Below are 18,372 nucleotides of genomic sequence, written 5' to 3'. Positions count from 1 at the left end.
CCCGGGACAGCCGCCGGCCGGACGTGGTGCCGGTCCTAGGCGCAGCTGATGCCGATACAGACCGTGTTGAGTACGGTCAGCAGGCCGACGCACTCGCAGGTCGCCGAGAACTGGGCTCCGTCAGCGGCGACGGGGTCGGTCTCCGGGAGGGCGTGCAGGTGGGCGAGCAGTTCGAGGTCCTGGGTTTCCATTGGTTTCTCCTTCTCCTGGGGTGGTTGGCGGCAGATCTTCTGCCGCTCGGCCCGGCAGTTGGACGAGCCAGTGCCGGGGGTCGGTGTGGCGGAGCCGTAGGAGGAAGGCCAGGATTCCGGCGGCCCCGTCGCTCCAGCTGGTCGAGACGTCTCCGTACTCGTTGGGGAAGACCGTGTGCCCGTGGCGGCGAGCTCCTTCGCTGAGGAGAAGGCGGCCCATTTCCGTGGCCATCGCGCGGTAGGCGGGTTCCCCTGTGGCGGCGCTCATGTCGAGCAGGAAGTCGCCGTTGCCCGCCAGTCCGTGGCACTGGGAGAGGGGGGCGCGGGAGGCTCGTTCCATGACGGCCCGCGTGCTGCGGCGGGCAAGGTCGCCGAATCTGTCGTCACCGGTGACCTGCCACAGCCGCACGAGGAAGGTGCCGACGCCCGCCGCGCCGTGGCACCAGTACGGGGCGGTGGGCTCGTCAGCGGCCTGGGCGGGCCACTGGGCCGTCTCACCGATGGATACGGCGCTGTGCAGCAGGTGCTCGCCGACCTCCACCGCCAGGTCCAAGTGTTCCTGGCGCTGCGAGACCATCGCGGTGGAGAGGATGAAGCAGCCGATGCCGGCCGATCCGTGGGCGAAGCCCAGGTACCGTTTACCGGCCTCACCGGTCAGTGCTTCTGCGGGGACCGGCCAGCTCACCGCGGACGGCCCGTGCTGTGCGGCGGACGCCAGTCGGTCGGCCGCGTCGGTGGCCAGTTCGGCGAAGCGCGGGTCACCGGTGCGTTGCCACAGGTGAAGGGCAGCCATTCCGCTGCCGGCGGTGCCGTGGGTGATGTCGTGGTGGGGCGTGGGCTGTTGGGGAGCCAGGGCCAGTGCCAGTGCGTGCTCGACGAGGGCCGGGTCATCGATGGCGCGTCCGGCGTCATAGAGCGCCCAGGCAGTTCCGCGCCCCCCGAAGTGCAGGCCGGGGCGGGTGGAGCGGGTGTCGGTGCGGTCTGCGACCCAGTGGCCCGCTGCCGAGATCAGCTCGGGCAGGCGAGGGTCTGCGGTCAGTTCGAAGTACCGCGTCAGCACGGCGAGGGGGCCGGCCGCTCCCTGCTGCACGGTGCAGGGGTCGGTCTCCCCGGCCGTGGTGGACACGGGCCACAGGCGTCGGTCGTCCGCCGGAGTCATCGAGTCGACGAGGTGGTTGACGAGCCCGGCGACCGCGTCGTGCCGGCCCTCGCCGCCTGCTGGGGGGACTTGGGCTTCGGTTCTGCCCCTCGGGCGTGCTGGGTCCGTCTTGCGGAGGGCCTCGCGCGCCCGGGACGGATTCCAGCGCTCGGCGGGGTCGTCCCTCATCAGTCCCACGATCATTTCCGCCACGCCGGCGGGTAGGTTCGCGGGTCCGGCGCAGGCGGTCAGCCAGGCGGCCAGCCGTTCCTCGTCGGGCCTGGTGGCAGGTTCCTCGGGCAGGAGGTTCGGCACCTTCCCGACCAGGACCAAGCACGCGGTCGCGCCGAGACTGTAGTAGTCGGCTGTCACGGATACGGGTGCGTCCGTCAGACGCTCGGGGGCGCTGAAGCCAGGGGTTCCCACGCGGGTCGGCAGGCAGGAGTCGGCCTCGACGGCGGCGAGCTCCAGGTCGATGAGGCGTAGTTCGCCGTCCGGGCGGACCATGACGTTGCCGGGGGTGAAGTCCCGCAGGACGCAGCCGTGGGCGTGGGCTGCCTCGATCAGGTCCACCAGTCGCGCGACCTGGGCCAGTGCGTCGACGCGGTAGCGTTCGCCGCCGACGTCGCGGAAGTGCTCGGCAACCCAGGTCCGCAGGCTGACGCCCGGGACTTCGCTCTGGGCGAGGAACAGGTGGCGGCCGTGTTCGAAGAGTGCCAGCGCGTCCGGAGCGAGCCCCGTGCCCTTGAGCGTTTCCAGCGCCCGGGCTTCGGCGCGCAGCCAGTCGCGGACGTCACGGCCGGATGTGTCGCCCTCCACGTGTGGTCGCGTCTCCTTGATGACCACGGGTGCGCCGGTGCGGACGTCGGTGCCCCGGTAGACGCCGCCCTTGTTGGTGTGTCGGATCGCCTCCCGTACCGCGAAGCGACCGCCGAGCAGTACCTGACTGCTCGCTGCGTCCCTCTTGCTCGGAGGGAGGGGCACCGCGGCGGGGAACGGGCAGACCGCCCAAGGAGGTGGGCAGTAGCGGCCGGTGCGCTCGTCCTCCACGGGATTGCCGTCGGGGTCCTCGATGTACCAGATCAGCAGGCCCTCGTCGGACAGCCGCTGCCGGCCGGTGAAGGCGCCGTAGCGGTAATGCACCAGGCTGTACGGGGCGTAGGGCTGATCGGAGAGAATCCGGGGTCCGGCCAGCCCGGCCGTCGCCGCGTGCAGTTCCCGGGCGAGCCGGACCGCGTCGGCGTCCGAGCGCGGGTAGACGGTGAGGAACTTGCCGGAGCTGCCCCGCGGCGTGGCACGGGAGTTGAGTGCGTTCACCTGGTCGAGCGACCGCGCGAACTTGAAGGGGGATTCGTCCCGCAGCAGTACGTCCAAAGCCTTCGCGAGGACGGTCGGCGCGGAGGCGGCCGTTGCCGACAAGTGCAACTTCCAGCCCTGGTCGGGACCGGTCCCGGCTCGTGACGCGACCCGGCACCACATGTCGTCGGTGACGGCCGTCCAGTGCGCGTCCGTCCGGGTGGTCCGCAGGGCTTGGTGGAGAAGGCTTTCCAGCTCGACTTCAGTTGCGTGGCTCGTCATGTGTGTCCCTCTCAACGGTGAGGACCGCTGATCGGAAATTGCCCACGTCATGTGAACGTGGAACGCGCACGAGCCGGAATCACCTGCTTCAGCGAGCGCACGGGTCTTGCTCTCGCCGTGTACGGCGCCGCCCGGCGCGCGGCGAGGCGCACGCACGGCGAGCGTCACACGGTGGTCGGGGCCGGCTGCCCGCAGCGCCGGCCGAGCATCACAGGCCCCGGGGCCAGGTCGAGGCGGAAGCCCAAGTCCGCGGTCTCCGCCTCCAGCCCGGCACGTTTCCTCGTTCACCGCGCCCCAGCCCCGGTTGCCCACGGGCAGCGCGTGGCGCTGCCCGGCAGGTTCCTCTACCAGCCCGCCTTCGCCGCGTCGTACGCGCTACGGCAGTCGGCGTTGGTGGCGTTGGCTGCCAGCTTCTCCATGGAGTCCTTCCAGATCCTCTTGGCCAGCTTCTCCAGCTCGCGCGTCTCGGCAGGCACGTTCGGGGCGTACTTCTTGAGCGTCGCCAGGGATGACTTGGCGAACTTGTTGCACACGGGACCGGCCGCGTTGCGGTAGCGGGTGTCCAGGTCCGTGGCGACGGCCTTGCCGTTGTCGGTCGCCCAGCTGTTCCAAGCCGCGCACGCCTTCTCGGTGAAGACCTGCTGGTCGGTCTCGCTCAGGCCCAGGACCTCGCCCAGCATGGTGTTCTTGGCCTTGTCCGGGACCGTGAAGTCGACGACGGGGAACTTGTCGAAGGTTTCCAGCAGCGCCTCCTGACACGCGGGCGGCAGGGAGGCCGCCTGCGCCGGGGAGGGGACGGCCAGCGCGGAGACGGACAGGAGAGTCGCGGCGAGGACCGTGCTTCGGGCGGTACGCGAAAGGGCCATGGGAGTGCTGCTCCTTGTACGAGGGGGATGTCGTCGTGGGCACCGCGTCGGTGCCCGACGGCTACAGAACGATCACCGGCATTCGTAGGTCACGGCCGTCGCGGGCCGAAACGCCACCGGTCCCTCGACGGGGCGGCGCCCACCCGCCCGGCAGCCTCCTGGGGGCGGGCGGGCGCCGGGATGCTCGCCGTCCGCTGGGGCGGCAGCGCGTTGCGGGTGCGCCTGCGGAAGACCAGCAACCCGGCGCAGGCGGCCCCGGTGAGCCAGAGGAGCTGGATCGCGAGGCCCTCGCCCACCGGTGCGTCGGAGAAGGCCGCGGCCATGCTGGCCTGCACGGCTCCGTACGTCGGCAGGAAACGCACGACGGCGCTGTCCGAGCCGGAGCTGGAGAGGGGGTTCTGCAGGGCGACGTCGAGGATGCTGATCATCAGGATGGCGAACATGCCCTCCACCTCGCGGCGGAGCACCGATCCGAAGACCACTCCGAGCGCCCCGTAGGTCAGGGCGGCGAGGAACAACCCGACGGCCAGCATGAGGGGTTGCCGGGGGGACCAGGCGGAGCCGGCGGCGGCCGTGGCGTACGCGGCGACAGCCGTGCAGACCAGCGTGAGCGCGGAAAGCTTGGCCAGGACGAGGTGATACCGCGGGTATCCCGCCATGGCCAGGCGGCGGTCGAAGGCGCCCCCGGTGAAGGTGGCGGCGAACATCATGAAGCCGGCGATCAAAGTGACCGCGTTCAGCGCGCCCGTGATCTGGGTGAGGTGGTTGCCCGGCGGTGACAGGACCTCGCCGGTGGCCCGTAGCCGGAACGGTGCCGGCCGGTCGGGGATGGCCACGTAGGCCAAGCCGATCCACACGGGGATGTACACGACCACCAGCAGCATCGCGAACCGGTTGCGGGCGTGTCCGATCAACGCGTATCGGGACGCCGTGGTGAACAGGGACCAGTGCCTCCTCACGCCGTGGCCTCCGTACGCGTTTCCTGACGGTGCAGGCGCCCGCCCTCCAGACGCCACAGCAGGTCGAGCCGGTCGATGTCGTACGCCAGGTGCGAGACGACCAGCACCGAGCGCCCTGCGTCGCGCAGGCTCGTCGCCAGCTCCCAGAAGCGCAGATACGTCTCCCAGTCGAACCCCTGGTAGGGCTCGTCCAGCAGCAGGACGTCCGGGTCGTGCATGAGCGCCAGCGTCAGGTTCAGCTTCTGTCGGGAGCCTCCGCTGAGCAGGCCCGCACGCTGGTCGAGGTATTCGGTGAAGGCGAGGATCTCCATCACCTCGCCGGCCCGTCGGAGGTCCGGGAGGCCGAACGCGCTCCGGAAGAAGTCGAGGTGCTGGCGGACGGTGAACGAGTCGTCCAGAACGACGGTCTGCGGGCAGTAGCCGAATCTGCCGTTGTGCCGAACCGTTCCCCGGTCGGGTCTGAGTTCACCGGCGAGGACCTTGAGCAGGGTCGTCTTGCCGGCGCCGTTCTCCCCGACGATCCCGGCGAGTGTGCCGGGCCGCAGCCGAAGGCCGACGCCCCGGAGGACGGCATGCTGCCGGTAGGAGTGGTGCACATCCGTGACGTCCATCGCGCTGCTCCGTCGTAACAGGTCTTCCCGAGGTCCCGGGCCGTACGCGTTCTCCGGCCCGGCGGCGGTTCCGGCCGGCCGCTCGGCCGCGGAACCGGTCCGCTCGTGCCCAACGAGCGGGCCACACGGCGGAAACGGTGCTGGAGCGCGCCGTTCCGCGGGCGTCAACCCCGTGCACGGGATACCACGCGTGCGGCGGGTTTTCGGCGGTGGACCCGCTTCGGGACGGCAGGGACGGCTAGCGTGACGAGACCGGAGTGCACGCCCAGGGCTCCGCCGTGCACATCAGGGCTGCGGCCCGGTCAGGGAAGGTCGGCCAGTCATGCGGAGAACGTGCGTGATCGGAGCCGGTCCGTCCGGTCTGGCCGCGAGCAAGGTCCTCGCCTCACGGAACGTACCGTTCGACTGTTTCGAAGCCGGTTCACACCTCGGCGGACTCTGGCGCTACGGCAACGACAACGGCATGTCGGGGGTGTACGCGTCGCTGCACGCGAACATCTCGAAGGAGAGCATGTCCTTCTCCTCGCTGGCCATGCCGGAGAGCTACCCCGTCTTCCCGCATCACAGCAAGGTCCTCGCCTACCTGGAGGACTACGCCACCTCGTTCGGTCTGCACCGGCACATCGCGTTCGGCACCGAAGTCACCTCGGTGCGCCCCCTGGACGACGGCGGCTGGGAGGTCGTCCACCGGCGCCGCGGGAACGCGGGCGCGCAGGCGGTGTCCCGGCGCTACACCGATGTGGTGGTGGCCAACGGTCACCACTGGGACCCGCGTCTCCCTGACCCCGCCGTCCCCGGGGCGGAGGACTTCGAAGGGTCCGCCGTCCACTCGCACGACTACCGCACACCCGAGCCGTACGCCGGCCGGCGGGTGCTGGTGATCGGCATGGGCAACTCCGCGTGCGAGATCGCGGCGGAGGTCTCCCGGACGGCCGCGCGGACCTACCTCTCGGCCCGTGACCCGGCGCATGTGTTCCCCAAGATGCTGCTCGGCCGGCCGGCGGACCACTTGGTCCGCAGCCCGCTGGCCGGTCTTCCACGCTTCCTCAAGGGTCCGGCGATGGCGCTGCTCCTACGGCTCACCCGCGGCGCCCCGGCTCACTACGGGCTCCCCGAACCGGTCCGCGGACCCCTCGCCGCGCACCCCTCCACCTCGGACGAACTCCTCGTCCAGCTGGCACGGGGCGCGGTCACCCCGAAGCCGGGCGTCAGCCTTTTCGGCCGGGACACGGCGACGTTCACGGACGGCAGCCGTGAATCCGTGGACGCCGTGGTGTACGCCACCGGATACAACATCTCCTTCCCCTTCATCAGCCCCTCCGTCTTCGCCGCCCACAGCGGCCGTACGGAGCTGTATCTGCGCACGGTTCACCCGCGGCTCGCCGGTCTCTACTTCATGGGTCTCGCCCAACCCTCCGGGGCCGCCTTCCCCTTGCTGGAACCCCAGGCGGAGTGGATCGCCGATCTGATCGAGGGCCCGGTCGCCCTCCCGTCGCCGGCGGAGATGACGCGGGCGATCGCCCGCGAGCGGCGCCGCCATGCCAGGGCGTATGTGTCCACCTACCGCCACGGCATCGAAATCGACGTCCGCGCCTACCAGAGGGCCCTACGCCGGGAGCTCCGGGTGGGCCGGCGCCGCGCACGCGGCGCGCTCCCGACGCCGCCCGCCGGACCGCCCCCGCCCAGGAATCCGGCCGACACGCAGACGGCCGCCCCGCACTCCTCCGAGCCCCTGTCCGGGGCCGGTTCGGAGCTCGGGAGCACGTAGCCGGCCGCACGGTTCGACACCTGCCCGGCTCACACCGGCGCCGAGCTGTCCTCCAGTTCCTGCACGGCCTGTTCCCACAGCTCCGGCAGCAGCTCGCCCAGCGGCAGTCCGCTGTCGGCGACGATGGACACCTCGGCCCACTGACCGAAGAACGAGAGCCCGACCGCGAAGAGGTGCCCGGGCACGAGCAGAGGAATCAAGGCGGTGCCCGTCACCTGGGTTTCGCCGAGGCTGCCCTTGTCGGCGATCGGCATGGAGGTGGCCATGACGTTGGTGACGCGCGGGGAGAGCACCCTGCGCATGTACCACTCGGTGGGGCGGGCCGGCATGAAACGGACCAGGTCGCCGATGGCCTGCCGCCACACGTCGCCCCGCAGCTTCCGGGTCGCCGTCATGACGTGGTCCAGTCGCCGCAGGGCCGCGTCATCGTCCGAGGAGCCGTCCGGGTGTGACGAGGCGACCCGTACGGGCAGCTCAAGCGGCAGGGCGAAGCAGCGGTTTCCCCAGGTCTGTTCCTCGTCGGGGCGCCGTGCGTCGACGGGCAGTACGGCCGTCACCCGCGGGAGAGATACACCCGAGCGGTCGGCCCAGGCCTTCAACGCCCCCGTGAGCGCGGCGAGGTGCGCATCATGTGCGGAGCCACCGCGGGACGCCCCGATCCGGCGGAGGGTGTCCACCGGTACACGGCCCCGCCACAGCTGCCGCTCGCCGGTGGGGACGTACGCGGCGACGGGGCGGTGCCCACGTACGACGAGGGTGCCGGCCACGAACTTCACGGCCAGCCCGACGGCCGAGGCCACACGCCGGGGCACCGCGGCCCGACGACCTCGGTCGGGCACCGGGCGGGCCGAGGGCTCGCCCTCACCGAGCACGGCCCGGAAGGTCATGGCCGCGGCCGAACCGTCCTGACAGGCGTGCCGGAAGCGGTAGCACACGGCGTACGCGTCGGGGGCGTGGCCGTGGATCAGCCAGACCCCCCAGTAGGTGCCGGCCGCGAACGGTGCGTTGAGCGCGGTGTGCAGGGCGGAGTCCCACCCGGCCGGGCCGTCGGCGACGACCTCGTGCACATGCAGGTCCACGGCGAAGCCGGGGTCCGGCTGCCACCGGGGCCGCCCCCCGCCCTCGATCCGGCTCGTCAGCAGGGGCAGCTCACCCAGGCGGTAGCCCACGTATGCACGGAGGTCGGCGAGGGCGGGGGGCGGGCCGCTGAGGTACGCGACACCGCCGGAGTCCCAGTGGGCGTCGGGGCGGCTGCGCTCCAGGTTGAGGAAGGCGCGGTCCACGGGGTGGGCGGGCTGGTGGGGAAAGGTAGCGGACTGCGCCGTCCGGCCCGTCTCGCCGGAGTGGTCCGACTGACCGGACGACGCGGGCCGGGCGGACGGGATGGAGGGGGCGGGAGTCGTCGACTCCGCCGACGAGGCGGGCTGATCGGAAACGGACATGGGGCTTTCGGCTCCAATGCGTGACATGTGCGTGCGGGCTGACGGGGCGGAGAGAACGGGTGGGGCGCAGATGAGCGGGCGGCAGGATCAGCGGCGGACCGCGGCCTGCCCGTCCATCCCCGCCGCGCTCTTCAGGATGACCGCGGGCGGCGGTGGCTCCACACCGGCAGCCGATGCCGGCTCCCTCCCGCGCGGCCCGGTTGCCGCTCAATGCGGTGGGAGCGCCGCGGCTCTCTTCGGGCCACCGCGATGCCTGTTCCCCGTGCCGTGTCTACTCTCCTGCCGCTCAACGTCTGCCGCTGTCCGGGGCCGTCCAGCCGAGCACGCCTCTGTCGCAGCGCGGTCGACAAGATCCCTCGAAGGAGGTACGTGCCGCGTGCGCAACTCCGTGCGGATGCCGCTGAACCGCGGCGCGCCGGAACGTGCGCGCGGGACGGCTGCTGCCCTGGCTGCGGGGCGTGCGCCGGTGAAGGTGCGACGTACTCCGTTCGGGTGAGCCGGCCGGATCGGGGGCGTTCGCTCCGGCCGCCGTCTGACATCGTGTGCCCTGCGCCGGAGATCAACGGGCCCGGAAAGCCGAGGACCTGACGGCGAGGCCGGGTCCGTGGAAGAAGCGGCGAACGCTCGCGGCTCCGGGCCGGCCTGACGAGTCGAGCCGCTCGTGGCGTGCCCGCGCCACGGGGACGGCCCGTCGTGTCTTGTCCTTCCCTGTCGCCCGCCGGCGACCCCGTCCCCTGCCTCCGGGCGCGGGCCCGTCCTTCCGAAGCCCTTGGAGCCATGGCCGTGCAAGTCGCCCTCACCGGCGCCACCGGATTTCTCGGACTGCGCCTGCTGCGTCGTCTGCTCGACACGCACCGGTCCCTGACGGTCCTGGCACACACGGGATCGGGGAACGCTCTGCACCGGATCACCCAGTTCTTCGAAGTGACGGGCGCGCCCGCGGCGTTCACGGCCGAACTCCCGGGCCGGCTGCGGGTGGTGGAGACCGACCTCGCGCTGCCCCGACTCGGGCTGTCCGAGCGGACGTTCCAGGAGCTGGCCGATGGCATCGGCGCGATCTGGCACAGCGCGGGCAGCATCAACCTGGAAGGAAACCTCCCCGAGCTGCGCCGGACCAACGTCGAAGGGACGCGGCACGTCCTGGAGCTGGCCGCGGCAAGCCGTCTGCGGCCCCGGGTCCACCACGTGAGCACCGCCTTCGTGGCGGGGGCACGACGCGAGGGGGTGGCGTACGAGGACGAGCTCGAGGACGTCTGCGGCTTCGAGAACGCCTACGAACGCTCCAAGTACGAGGCGGAGCTGCTGGTACACGCGTGGTCCAGGGAGCACGGCCGCCCGGCCCTGATCCTGCGGCCGAGCATTCTGGTCACCGACCTGCCTCCGCACCCCGCACTTCCCTCGCATCCGCTGCTCGTCATCGAGCGAGTCCTGCGCGAAGCGCTGCGCGCCGCCGGCCCGGAACGCGACGGGGGCGTATCGCCGTCCGCTCCTGGAAGTCACCCGGGGCCCGGCCCCCACGGCCGCGTGCTCCGGGGCCACACCCCGGCGGCGCGCCCCCGCGTCCGGATGGTGGGGCATCCGCACGGCCGGCTGAACCTCCTGCAGGTGGAGCACGCGGCCGAGGTCATGGTGCGGCTGGCCGGCCGGACGCCGTCGGGCGGGGTCGACACGTACCACGTCGTGCACGACCGCGACGTGCCCGTGCCGACGGTCGTGGCCCTGCTGGAACGGCTGGTCCCGCTCTCGATCGAACTGGTCGCCGACAAACCGGGCACCCTGTCGGCCCTGGAAGCACTGCTGGACTTCTACCCGGGCATGACGGCCTACCTCGCCCACCGGCGGCGGTTCGACGACACACGGGTCAGATCGCGGCTGGGGATCTCGGCCGCGTCCGCCCCGGTGGGACTCGACTATCTCTGGTCCGGCCTGGCCCCTCACACCCTGCCTCTGCCCGGCCCGCCGGACCCACCCGCGGCCGCCTCCCCGACCGCTCGCTGCGCCTGACCGTCGTACCACCTCAGCCCACCCCTTCCCCGTCGACCGACCCGCGTCCTGTCTCGTTGGAGCCTCCCCGTGCCCGTCCTCGCAGCTTCCGGCTCCCCGGCCGTGTCCCCACCGGCCTTCACACCCGACGGGATCGCGGCCTGTGCCCGGCGCATCCGTGAGCCCGTCCACGTGGTCAGCGGGCCGGACCGCCGTGAGCTGGGGCTCGCGCACGGGCCCGTGCCGCCGGGCCGGGCCCTCGGAACGCTGCCCCCGCTGTATCCGGAGTGGCTCGGCGGCCGTACCTTCTGCGAGGCGCACGGCGTCCGGTTCCCCTATGTCGCGGGCGAGATGGCGAACGGAATCGCGACGACGGCCATGGTGTCGGCGATGGCCCGGGCGGACATGCTCGGCTTCTTCGGCGCGGGCGGCCTGGCGTACGCGGATGTGGAACGGGCCGTGCGCACACTGGTCGATGAGCTGGGTGGGCGCCGGAACTGGGGTGTGAACCTCATCCACTCACCGGCCGAACCGGCGCTGGAGTCGCGCGTCGCGGAGCTTCTCGTGCGCTGCGGTGTGCCCCGGGTCTCCGCGTCGGCGTACATGGAGCTGACCCCGGCCGTCGTGTGGTGCTCGGCCCGGGGGCTTCGCCGAGGGGCGGACGGAGACATCGTCCGGCCTACGCGGATGCTCGCCAAGGTCTCCCGGCCCGAGGTGGCTGAAAGGTTCCTCTCCCCCGCCCCGGCCGCCCTCCTGGACTCCCTCGTGGCCGAGGGCCGACTGACTCGGGAGGAGGCGGATCTGGCGGCCCGCGTGCCGGTGGCCGAGGACATCACCGTGGAGGCGGACAGCGGCGGGCACACCGACAACCGGCCGTTGTCGGTCCTGCTGCCGAGGATCGCGGCGCTGCGCGACGCGCTCTGCAGGCGGTTCGGTTACCACCGGCCGGTCAGGATCGGTGCGGCCGGCGGCCTCGGCACACCCGACGCGGTGGCCGCCGCCTTCGCCCTCGGCGCGTCCTACGTGGTCGTCGGGTCGGTCAACCAGACCTCCGTCGAAGCCGGTCTGTCCGACGAGGCCAAGGCGATGCTGTGCGACGCGGACATCGCCGATGTGGCCATGGCGCCGGCGGCCGACATGTTCGAGCTCGGCGTGAAGCTGCAAGTGCTGTCGCGCGGGACGATGTTCGCCCAGCGGGCCGGCCGGCTCCACGCGGCGTACCGGGCGCACGGCTCCTTGGAGGAGGTCCCGCCCGCCCTGCGGACCTCGCTGGAACGTGATGTGCTGCGCGCCCCGTTCGAGGAGATCTGGCAGCGCACGCGCGCGTTCTGGGAGCAGCGCGATCCCGCCGAGATCAGGCGTGCGGAAGCTGATCCGAAACACCGGATGGCCCTGGTCTTCCGCTGGTACCTGGGCAGTTCCAGCCGCTGGGCGATCACCGGGCACGGATCGCGGCGGGCCGACTACCAGATCTGGTGCGGGCCGTCGATGGGCGCCTTCAACCGGTGGGTGACGGGCACGTGGCTGGCCGAACCGGGGCACCGGACCGTGGTGCAGATCGCTCTGAACCTCCTCGAAGGTGCGGCCGTACTCACCCGCGCCCATCAACTGCGTACCCATGGAGTCCCCTTGCCTCCCGAGGCTTTCACCTACGTGCCCTGCGAGCTGGCATGAGCGGCCCCGGCGTTCCGAAGGCGCCGTCCCTGCCTCAAGGAGAGACCGTGCCCGCCTCCCCGCTCGGCCGGACCCCCGTCGCCGTGGTCGGTGTTGGCGCCCTGGTGCCGGGTGCGACGGACGCGGCCGGCTACTGGCGGATCGTGTGCGGCGGACGGGACATGATCACCGAAGTGCCCGCGTCGCGTTGGCGGGTTGAGGACCACTACGATCCGGACCCGGCCGCCCCCGACAAGACGTACGCCCGCCGGGGTGCCTTCCTGCCGGAGGTGGACTTCGACCCGATGGCGTACGGGGTGCCGCCCACCGGTCTGTCGTCGACGGACACGTCACAGCTCCTCGCTCTGATGGTCGCCGACCAGGTGCTGGCGGACGCCGGTGGCCGGGCCCGGGTGGACCGGGACCGGACCGGTGTCGTCCTCGGCTCGGCCGCCCTGGAACTCCTTCCGCACATGTACGGGCGCACCCATCGCCCGGTGTGGCTCGCCGCCCTGCGCGAGAGCGGTCTCGGGGAGGCGGAGGCGCAGGCCGTGTGCGACCGCATCGCGGCGCGGTTCACGCCGTGGCAGGAGTCGACCTTTCCCGGCCTGCTCGGCAACGTCGTCGCGGGCCGGATCGCCAACCGGTTCGACCTGCACGGCATCAACCACACCGCGGACGCCGCCTGTGCCAGTTCCCTGGCGGCCCTGTCCACCGCGGTCGGCGAACTGGCGCTCGGCCGGGCCGACCTGGTGATCAGCGGGGGCGTGGACACGGGGAACGACGTCGGCATGTTCCTCTGCTTCTCCAAGACGCCCGCGCTGTCCCCCAGCGGTGACTGCCGGCCGTTCTCGGCCGCGGCGGACGGCACCATGCTCGGCGAAGCGGTCGTCATGTACGCGCTGAAGCGGTTGTCCGACGCGGAGCGCGACGGCGACCGAATCCACGCGGTGATCCGGGGCATCGGTACGTCGTCCGACGGCAGGAGCACGGCGATCTACGCCCCGCTGCCCGCCGGCCAGGCGAGGGCCCTGCGCCGGGCCTACGAGGACGCGGGGTACGGGCCGGAGACCGTGGAACTGGTCGAGGCGCACGGTACCGGGACCAAGGCCGGGGACACCGCCGAACTGGCGGCTCTGAACGAGGTGTTCGGTGCGTCGGGCCGTACGGACGGGCCGTGGTGTGCGATCGGTTCGGTCAAGTCGCAGATCGGTCACACCAAGTGCGCGGCGGGCGCGGCAGGGCTGCTCAAGGCGGTCATGGCCCTGCACCACAAGGTGCTGCCGCCGACCGTGAAGGTCGAACTGCCCAACCCGGCGGCCGCCGGTCCGGACGGCCCGTTCTACGTCAACACCGAGACCCGCCCCTGGGTTCGGCCTGCCGGACATCCGCGCCGGGCCTCGGTGTCGAGTTTCGGTTTCGGCGGCAGCAACTTCCACGTCACGCTGGAGGAGTACGTGCCCTCGGGCGCCCGGGGCCGCGCGGCCCTGCGCCATCGATGGGCGCCGAGCGAACTCGTCCTGTTCAGCGGTGCCTCGCCGGCGGACCTGGTGCCGCCGCGGGCGGACGACGGCCGTTCGCTCGCCGCGCTGGCACGGGAGAGCCACACTTCCTTCTCCTCAACCGACCGGGTGCGCCTGGCGGTCGTCGCCGGCGACGGTGAGGACCTGCGTGCGAAGTACGACCAGGCGCTGGCCCTGATCGGGCAGCGGCCCGGCACGGCGTTCTCCACGCCGTCCGGAGTCCGGTTCGCGTCCGGGGAGCCCGCGCCCGGCCGCATCGGCTTCCTGTTTCCCGGACAGGGTTCCCAGTACGTCGGGATGGGAGCCGACGTCGCGATGCTGGCGCCCGCCGCCCAGGCCGTGTGGGACCGGCTGGGCGGCACCCGCTTCGAGGGGCGCACCCTGCACCGGGTCGTGTTCCCGCCGCCCGCCTTCACCGACGGCGAGCGCGCGGCCCGGCGGGCGCTGCTGGATGCCACCGAGTGGGCGCAGCCCGCTCTCGCGGTGCACGCGCTGGCGCTGCTGGAGGTGGTGCGGGAGTTGGGGTTGCGTCCGGACTGCGTGGCGGGGCACAGCTTCGGTGAGCTGGTGGCGCTGCACTGCGCGGGTGTGCTGGACGCCGGGTCGCTGGTGGGTCTGGCCCGTCGCCGCGGCGAGCTGATGCGGGATGCGTCGGGCGCACCGGGCGCGATGCTGGCGGTGGCGGCGGACCACGCGCGGGTCGCGAAGGTGCTGGCCGGTGGCGGATTCGGCGACATCTGGCCGGCCAATCACAACGGGCCCCGCCAGGTGGTGCTTTCGGGTTCCGAAGAGGCTGTCGTGCGCGCCGAGAAGGCGTTCGCCGGCGAGGGGGTGGCCACCCGGCGGCTGGCCGCCTCGACGGCTTTCCACAGCCCGATGGTCGCCCCGGCCGCCGAACCGCTCGCCGCGTACCTGCGCACCGTGCCGCTCATGGAGCCGGGAATCGAGGTCTACGGCAACGCCGACGCGGCACCGTACCCCTCGGCCCCGGAGGAAGTGCGCCGTCGGATCGCCGGTCACCTCGCCTCGCCGGTGCTGTTCCAGGACCAGATCGAGGCGATGTACGCGAACGGGGTACGGACCTTCATCGAGATCGGCGCGGGCAACGCGCTGACCGTCCTGGTAGGGCAGATTCTCGGCGACCGCCGGCACGCGGCCGTCTCCCTGGACCGGCCGGGCCGGGACGGGGTCAGCAGCCTGCACGCGGCGCTCGGTGAACTCGCCGTGCTCGGTGTCCCCCTTGACCTCGGCACTCTCTGGGCCCCTTACGACTCGCCCGAAACCTCAGCGAAGGAGCGCGAGCCCCGAATGACCGTGAAGATCAGCGGAGCCAACCACCAGCAGCTGCCCCCGCCCGGGACCGCAGCCGCCGAGCCGGTCCCCGGGCCGGCAGGCGAGCCGGAACACCGGCCGAAGCCCGCGCACGTATCCGAGTCCGACACCCAGGCGGCCCCCATGCCCGCGTACGAATCCGAGTCCGACACCCAGGCAGTGGCCGTGCCCGCGTACGCCCCCACTTCCGCTCCCGTCCACGCCCAGCGGCCGACGCCCGCGCACGAGGCCACCTCTTACGGCGCCGACCTGTACGCAGCCGTCGACCAGGTTCACCGGCAGACGGCAGAGACCCACGCGGCCTGTCAACGCATGCTGGCGGACAGCCACATGGCCTTTCTCCGGATGACCGAGACGAGCCTGGCCGCGATGCTCGGGATGCCTCCCGCCGGAGACACACTCGCCGCACCGGCTCTCCCCGCACCGCTGCCACTCCCCCGCCCGTCGTCACCGCCGCACACACCGGTCACGGGCGGGTCAGGCACCGAGGCGGCCGTGCCCGCTCCGGCCGCGGCCGCCATCCCCGTACCTCCGGCACCCGCCGCACCCGCTCCCGTACCTGTGCCGACCCCGACCCCGGCTCCCGCTCCCGCTCCCGCTCCCGCTCCCGCTCCCGCTCCCGGCGATGGTGCTGTATCCCTGTCGCCGTCGGAGATGCAAGACCTCCTCCTGTCGGTGGTGGCCCGGCTCACCGGCTATCCGGCCGAGATGCTCGACATGGACATGGAGCTGGAGGCGGATCTGGGGGTCGACTCCATCAAGCGCGTCGAGATCCTGTCAGCCGTTCGCCGTCAGCTGGGTGACCTGGCGGCGGGAGACTTCGGGCACCTGGGCCGGCTCCGCACCCTGCGCGAGATCGTCGATGCGCTCGCCACCGGCTCCGGTCCCGTGGCGGCGCCTTCCGCCGACACCGCCGGCCCGGCCGTCCCGGAGCCCCGTCGCACTCCCGCTTCTGCCACGCCTTCCGCAGACACCGGCACTCCGCAGGGCGCCGGGTTTCCCGGCCCCCACGCCGAAACCGGCGAGCAGGTCGCACTGACGAGGCTGGTACCGCGCATGGTGGAGTCACCGGCGTCCGGCCTGCTGACCGCGGGGCTCCTGGGCGGGCCGGTCGTGGTGACCGGTGAGGGTCCGGACGGGTGCGGGCTGGCCGGCCTCGTCGCCCGGAAACTCGCGGAGCACGGCGTGGACGCCACCACCTCGGCGAAGGTGCCGTCGGACGCACGGGCTGTCGTCCATCTCGGCGCGCTGACCGCGTCCGGCACGCCGGAGGCAGCCCGAGAGGTCCATCGGTCGGCGCTTAGTGCGGCACGTACGGTGGCGCCGCGAGCGACCGAGGGCGACGTGCTGTTCGTGAGCGTGCAGGACACCGGGGGCGACTTCGGGCTCGGTGGCCACGCGCCCGACCGCGCCTGGCTGGGCGGGGTCGCCGGTCTGGTCAGGACCGCGGCGAAGGAGTGGCCGGACGGGTCGGTCAGGATCGTCGACTGCGAGCGGGGCGGCCGGGACGACGAGAGGGTCGCGGAGGCGGTCGTGCGGGAGCTGCTCGAAGGCGGAGCCGACATGGAGGTCGGTCTCCGGGCGGACGGGACTCGGTCCCTGCTGCGGATGGTGCCCTCTCCGGTGACGGCGTCCGAGGACGGTGCCCGGCGGGTCACCTCCGCATCGGTGATCGTGGCCACCGGCGGCGGGCGCGGGGTGACCGCAGCCGCCCTGCTGGACCTGGCCAGGAGTCACCGTCCCCGGATCGTACTGGTGGGCAGGACGGACCCGGACGCCGAACCGGAGGGATTCGCTTCGGCGTCCGACGAGCCGGCCCTCACCCGTCTGCTCGCGGAACGCGCCGGCACGGACGCGGCGGGCTCCTCGCCCGCACGGATCGCGGCACGGGCCAGGGAGATCCTGGCCGCGCGCGAGGTGCGCGCGACGCTGGCGGCTCTGGAGGCGGCCGGCTCACCGGTCCGGTACGTCCAGGTGGACGCCCGCGACGGTGACGCCGTTGCCGCCGCCCTCCGCGACGTACGCGACACTTGGGGTCCGGTCACCGGCATCGTGCACGGTGCGGGGGTCCTGGCCGACAAGCGGATCGCCGACAAGAGCGACGACCAGGCCGAGCTGGTCATGTCCACCAAGGTGGACGGCCTTCGGGCGCTGCTGGCGGCGACGGCGGACGATCCCCTGGACGTCATCTGCCTGTTCTCCTCGGTGGCCGCCGTGTTCGGCAACCCGGGGCAGAGCGACTACGCCATGGCCAACGAGGTCCTTCACCAGGTCGCGTCGGCCGAGCAGGCCCGCCGCCCCGGCTGCCTCGTGCGATGCGTGGCCTGGGGGCCCTGGCAGGGCGGCATGGTCACGCCGTCCCTGGCCGCGCACTTCGGCCGGTCCGGCGTCCCGCTCATCCCTCTGGAGCAGGGCGCGGCCGCCTTCACCGCCGAGTTGGGCGCCGCTGCCGATGAGGCTCGCGTCGTCCTCGTGGCCGGGGACGATCCGGCGGCCATGGCCCCGGCCTGCGGCCCTTCCAGGGCGCAACTGCTGGTCCGCTCGGACTCGCTGCCGCAACTGGCCGACCACGCACCCGCCGATGCGCCCGTGCTGCCCGTGGCGATGGCCCTGAACTGGTTCGCCGGGGCGGCCGCGGCGTGGCTGCCGGCCCCCGGCCCGCTCGTCCTGCGGGATCTGCGCGTGTACAGGACGTGTCCCCTGCCAGAGCTGGCGGGTGCCGGCCACCGGCTCACCGTACTCGGCAGCAGGGGCGCGCCCGGTGCGCCGTCGGGGCTGGAGGCGGAGCTGCGGGGCGAGGACGGTTCGGCGTACTTCCGGGCGGTGCTGGACACCGGGGCCGACAAGCCGGTTGGGAACGCATGGGACACCCCCGAGGGCCTGAAGCCGCTCGACTCGGCAGATCCGTACGAGGGCACGGCTCTCTTCCACGGTCCCCGGTTCCATGCGCTGCGAACGGTGGACGGCGCCTCGGATCACGGAGCCGAGGCGACTGTGGTGGGCCTGCGCGACCTGGAGTGGGCAGGCGCTCACTGGCCGCTCGATGCGGCAGCCGTTGACGGCGCCCTCCAACTCGCCGTTCTCTGGGCCGAGGTGGCGCTCGGGGCGGGGACGCTGCCGATGGCCGTGGCCGAGTGCAGGGTGCACCGCCGCGGTCCGGTGGACGGCGGCGTGCGGTGTGTGGTGCGAGGGCGGAGGGCACACACCACGGGGGCGCGGTGCGACGCGGCACTGATCGACGCCGACGGGTCCGTCCTGCTGGAACTGATCGGTGTCGAACTCGTCCGCCGCCCTTCCTGACACCGCCGACGGGCCCGTGCCCTGCCGG

At 72.5% G+C, this 18,372-nt stretch carries 10 protein-coding genes; 4 read left to right on the top strand and 6 right to left on the bottom strand.

The genetic code is table 11. The annotated features are described in order from the left end of the window. Positions 1 to 35 precede the first annotated feature (35 nt). The 5 genes from E6P78_RS32765 to E6P78_RS13725 all read right to left on the bottom strand — a co-directional run bounded on the left by E6P78_RS32765 (position 36) and on the right by E6P78_RS13725 (position 5,343). Positions 36 to 191, bottom strand: a complete 156-nt coding sequence (locus E6P78_RS32765) for a VenA family class IV lanthipeptide (RefSeq protein ID WP_168712617.1) — start codon at positions 189 to 191, stop codon at positions 36 to 38. Further along, positions 121 to 2,907, bottom strand: coding sequence for a class IV lanthionine synthetase LanL (lanL, locus tag E6P78_RS13740; RefSeq protein ID WP_136203850.1), 2,787 nt, complete (start codon positions 2,905 to 2,907; stop codon positions 121 to 123). The genes E6P78_RS32765 and lanL overlap by 71 nt, the downstream gene beginning before the upstream one ends. A 344-nt stretch (positions 2,908 to 3,251) precedes the next feature. Next, positions 3,252 to 3,773 (bottom strand): hypothetical protein, encoded by a 522-nt coding sequence (locus E6P78_RS13735; RefSeq protein ID WP_136203849.1) that lies wholly within the window; start codon positions 3,771 to 3,773, stop codon positions 3,252 to 3,254. An 89-nt stretch (positions 3,774 to 3,862) separates the two neighbouring features. Further along, positions 3,863 to 4,732, bottom strand: a complete 870-nt coding sequence (locus tag E6P78_RS13730) for an ABC transporter permease (protein WP_136203848.1) — start codon at positions 4,730 to 4,732, stop codon at positions 3,863 to 3,865. Then, positions 4,729 to 5,343, bottom strand: a complete 615-nt coding sequence (locus E6P78_RS13725; protein ID WP_136203847.1) for an ABC transporter ATP-binding protein — start codon at positions 5,341 to 5,343, stop codon at positions 4,729 to 4,731. The genes E6P78_RS13730 and E6P78_RS13725 overlap by 4 nt, the downstream gene beginning before the upstream one ends. 337 nt (positions 5,344 to 5,680) lie before the next feature. On the opposite strand from E6P78_RS13725, the gene E6P78_RS13720 reads away from it, so the two are divergent. Continuing rightward, complete coding sequence (locus tag E6P78_RS13720) at positions 5,681 to 7,111, top strand: NAD(P)-binding domain-containing protein (protein ID WP_240799201.1); 1,431 nt, start codon at positions 5,681 to 5,683, stop codon at positions 7,109 to 7,111. A 29-nt stretch (positions 7,112 to 7,140) separates the two neighbouring features. On the opposite strand, the gene E6P78_RS13715 is transcribed toward E6P78_RS13720, so the two are convergent. Next, on the bottom strand, positions 7,141 to 8,553 hold the full coding sequence (locus tag E6P78_RS13715; protein ID WP_136203845.1) for a wax ester/triacylglycerol synthase domain-containing protein: 1,413 nt from the start codon (positions 8,551 to 8,553) through the stop codon (positions 7,141 to 7,143). Between the two features lie 777 nt (positions 8,554 to 9,330). Between E6P78_RS13715 and E6P78_RS13710 the strand changes: the two genes are divergently transcribed. From E6P78_RS13710 to E6P78_RS13700, 3 genes are all read left to right on the top strand, one after another. Next, positions 9,331 to 10,557, top strand: a complete 1,227-nt coding sequence (locus tag E6P78_RS13710; protein ID WP_136203844.1) for an NAD-dependent epimerase/dehydratase family protein — start codon at positions 9,331 to 9,333, stop codon at positions 10,555 to 10,557. 69 nt (positions 10,558 to 10,626) lie between these two features. Further along, the gene (locus tag E6P78_RS13705; protein ID WP_136203843.1) at positions 10,627 to 12,210 is read left to right on the top strand and encodes a PfaD family polyunsaturated fatty acid/polyketide biosynthesis protein; all 1,584 of its coding nucleotides are present in this window, start codon (positions 10,627 to 10,629) and stop codon (positions 12,208 to 12,210) included. Beyond that, positions 12,207 to 18,344, top strand: a complete 6,138-nt coding sequence (locus tag E6P78_RS13700; protein WP_136203842.1) for a type I polyketide synthase — start codon at positions 12,207 to 12,209, stop codon at positions 18,342 to 18,344. Before E6P78_RS13705 ends, E6P78_RS13700 begins: the two co-directional genes overlap by 4 nt. Positions 18,345 to 18,372: the final 28 nt, after the last annotated feature.

It is taken from the genome of Streptomyces sp. A0958 (genome assembly GCF_004795035.1).
Taxonomy (GTDB): Bacteria; Actinomycetota; Actinomycetes; order Streptomycetales; family Streptomycetaceae; genus Streptomyces.
The sequence above is the reverse complement of the archived record's forward strand: the minus strand, read 5'-3'. Positions and strand labels throughout refer to the sequence as shown.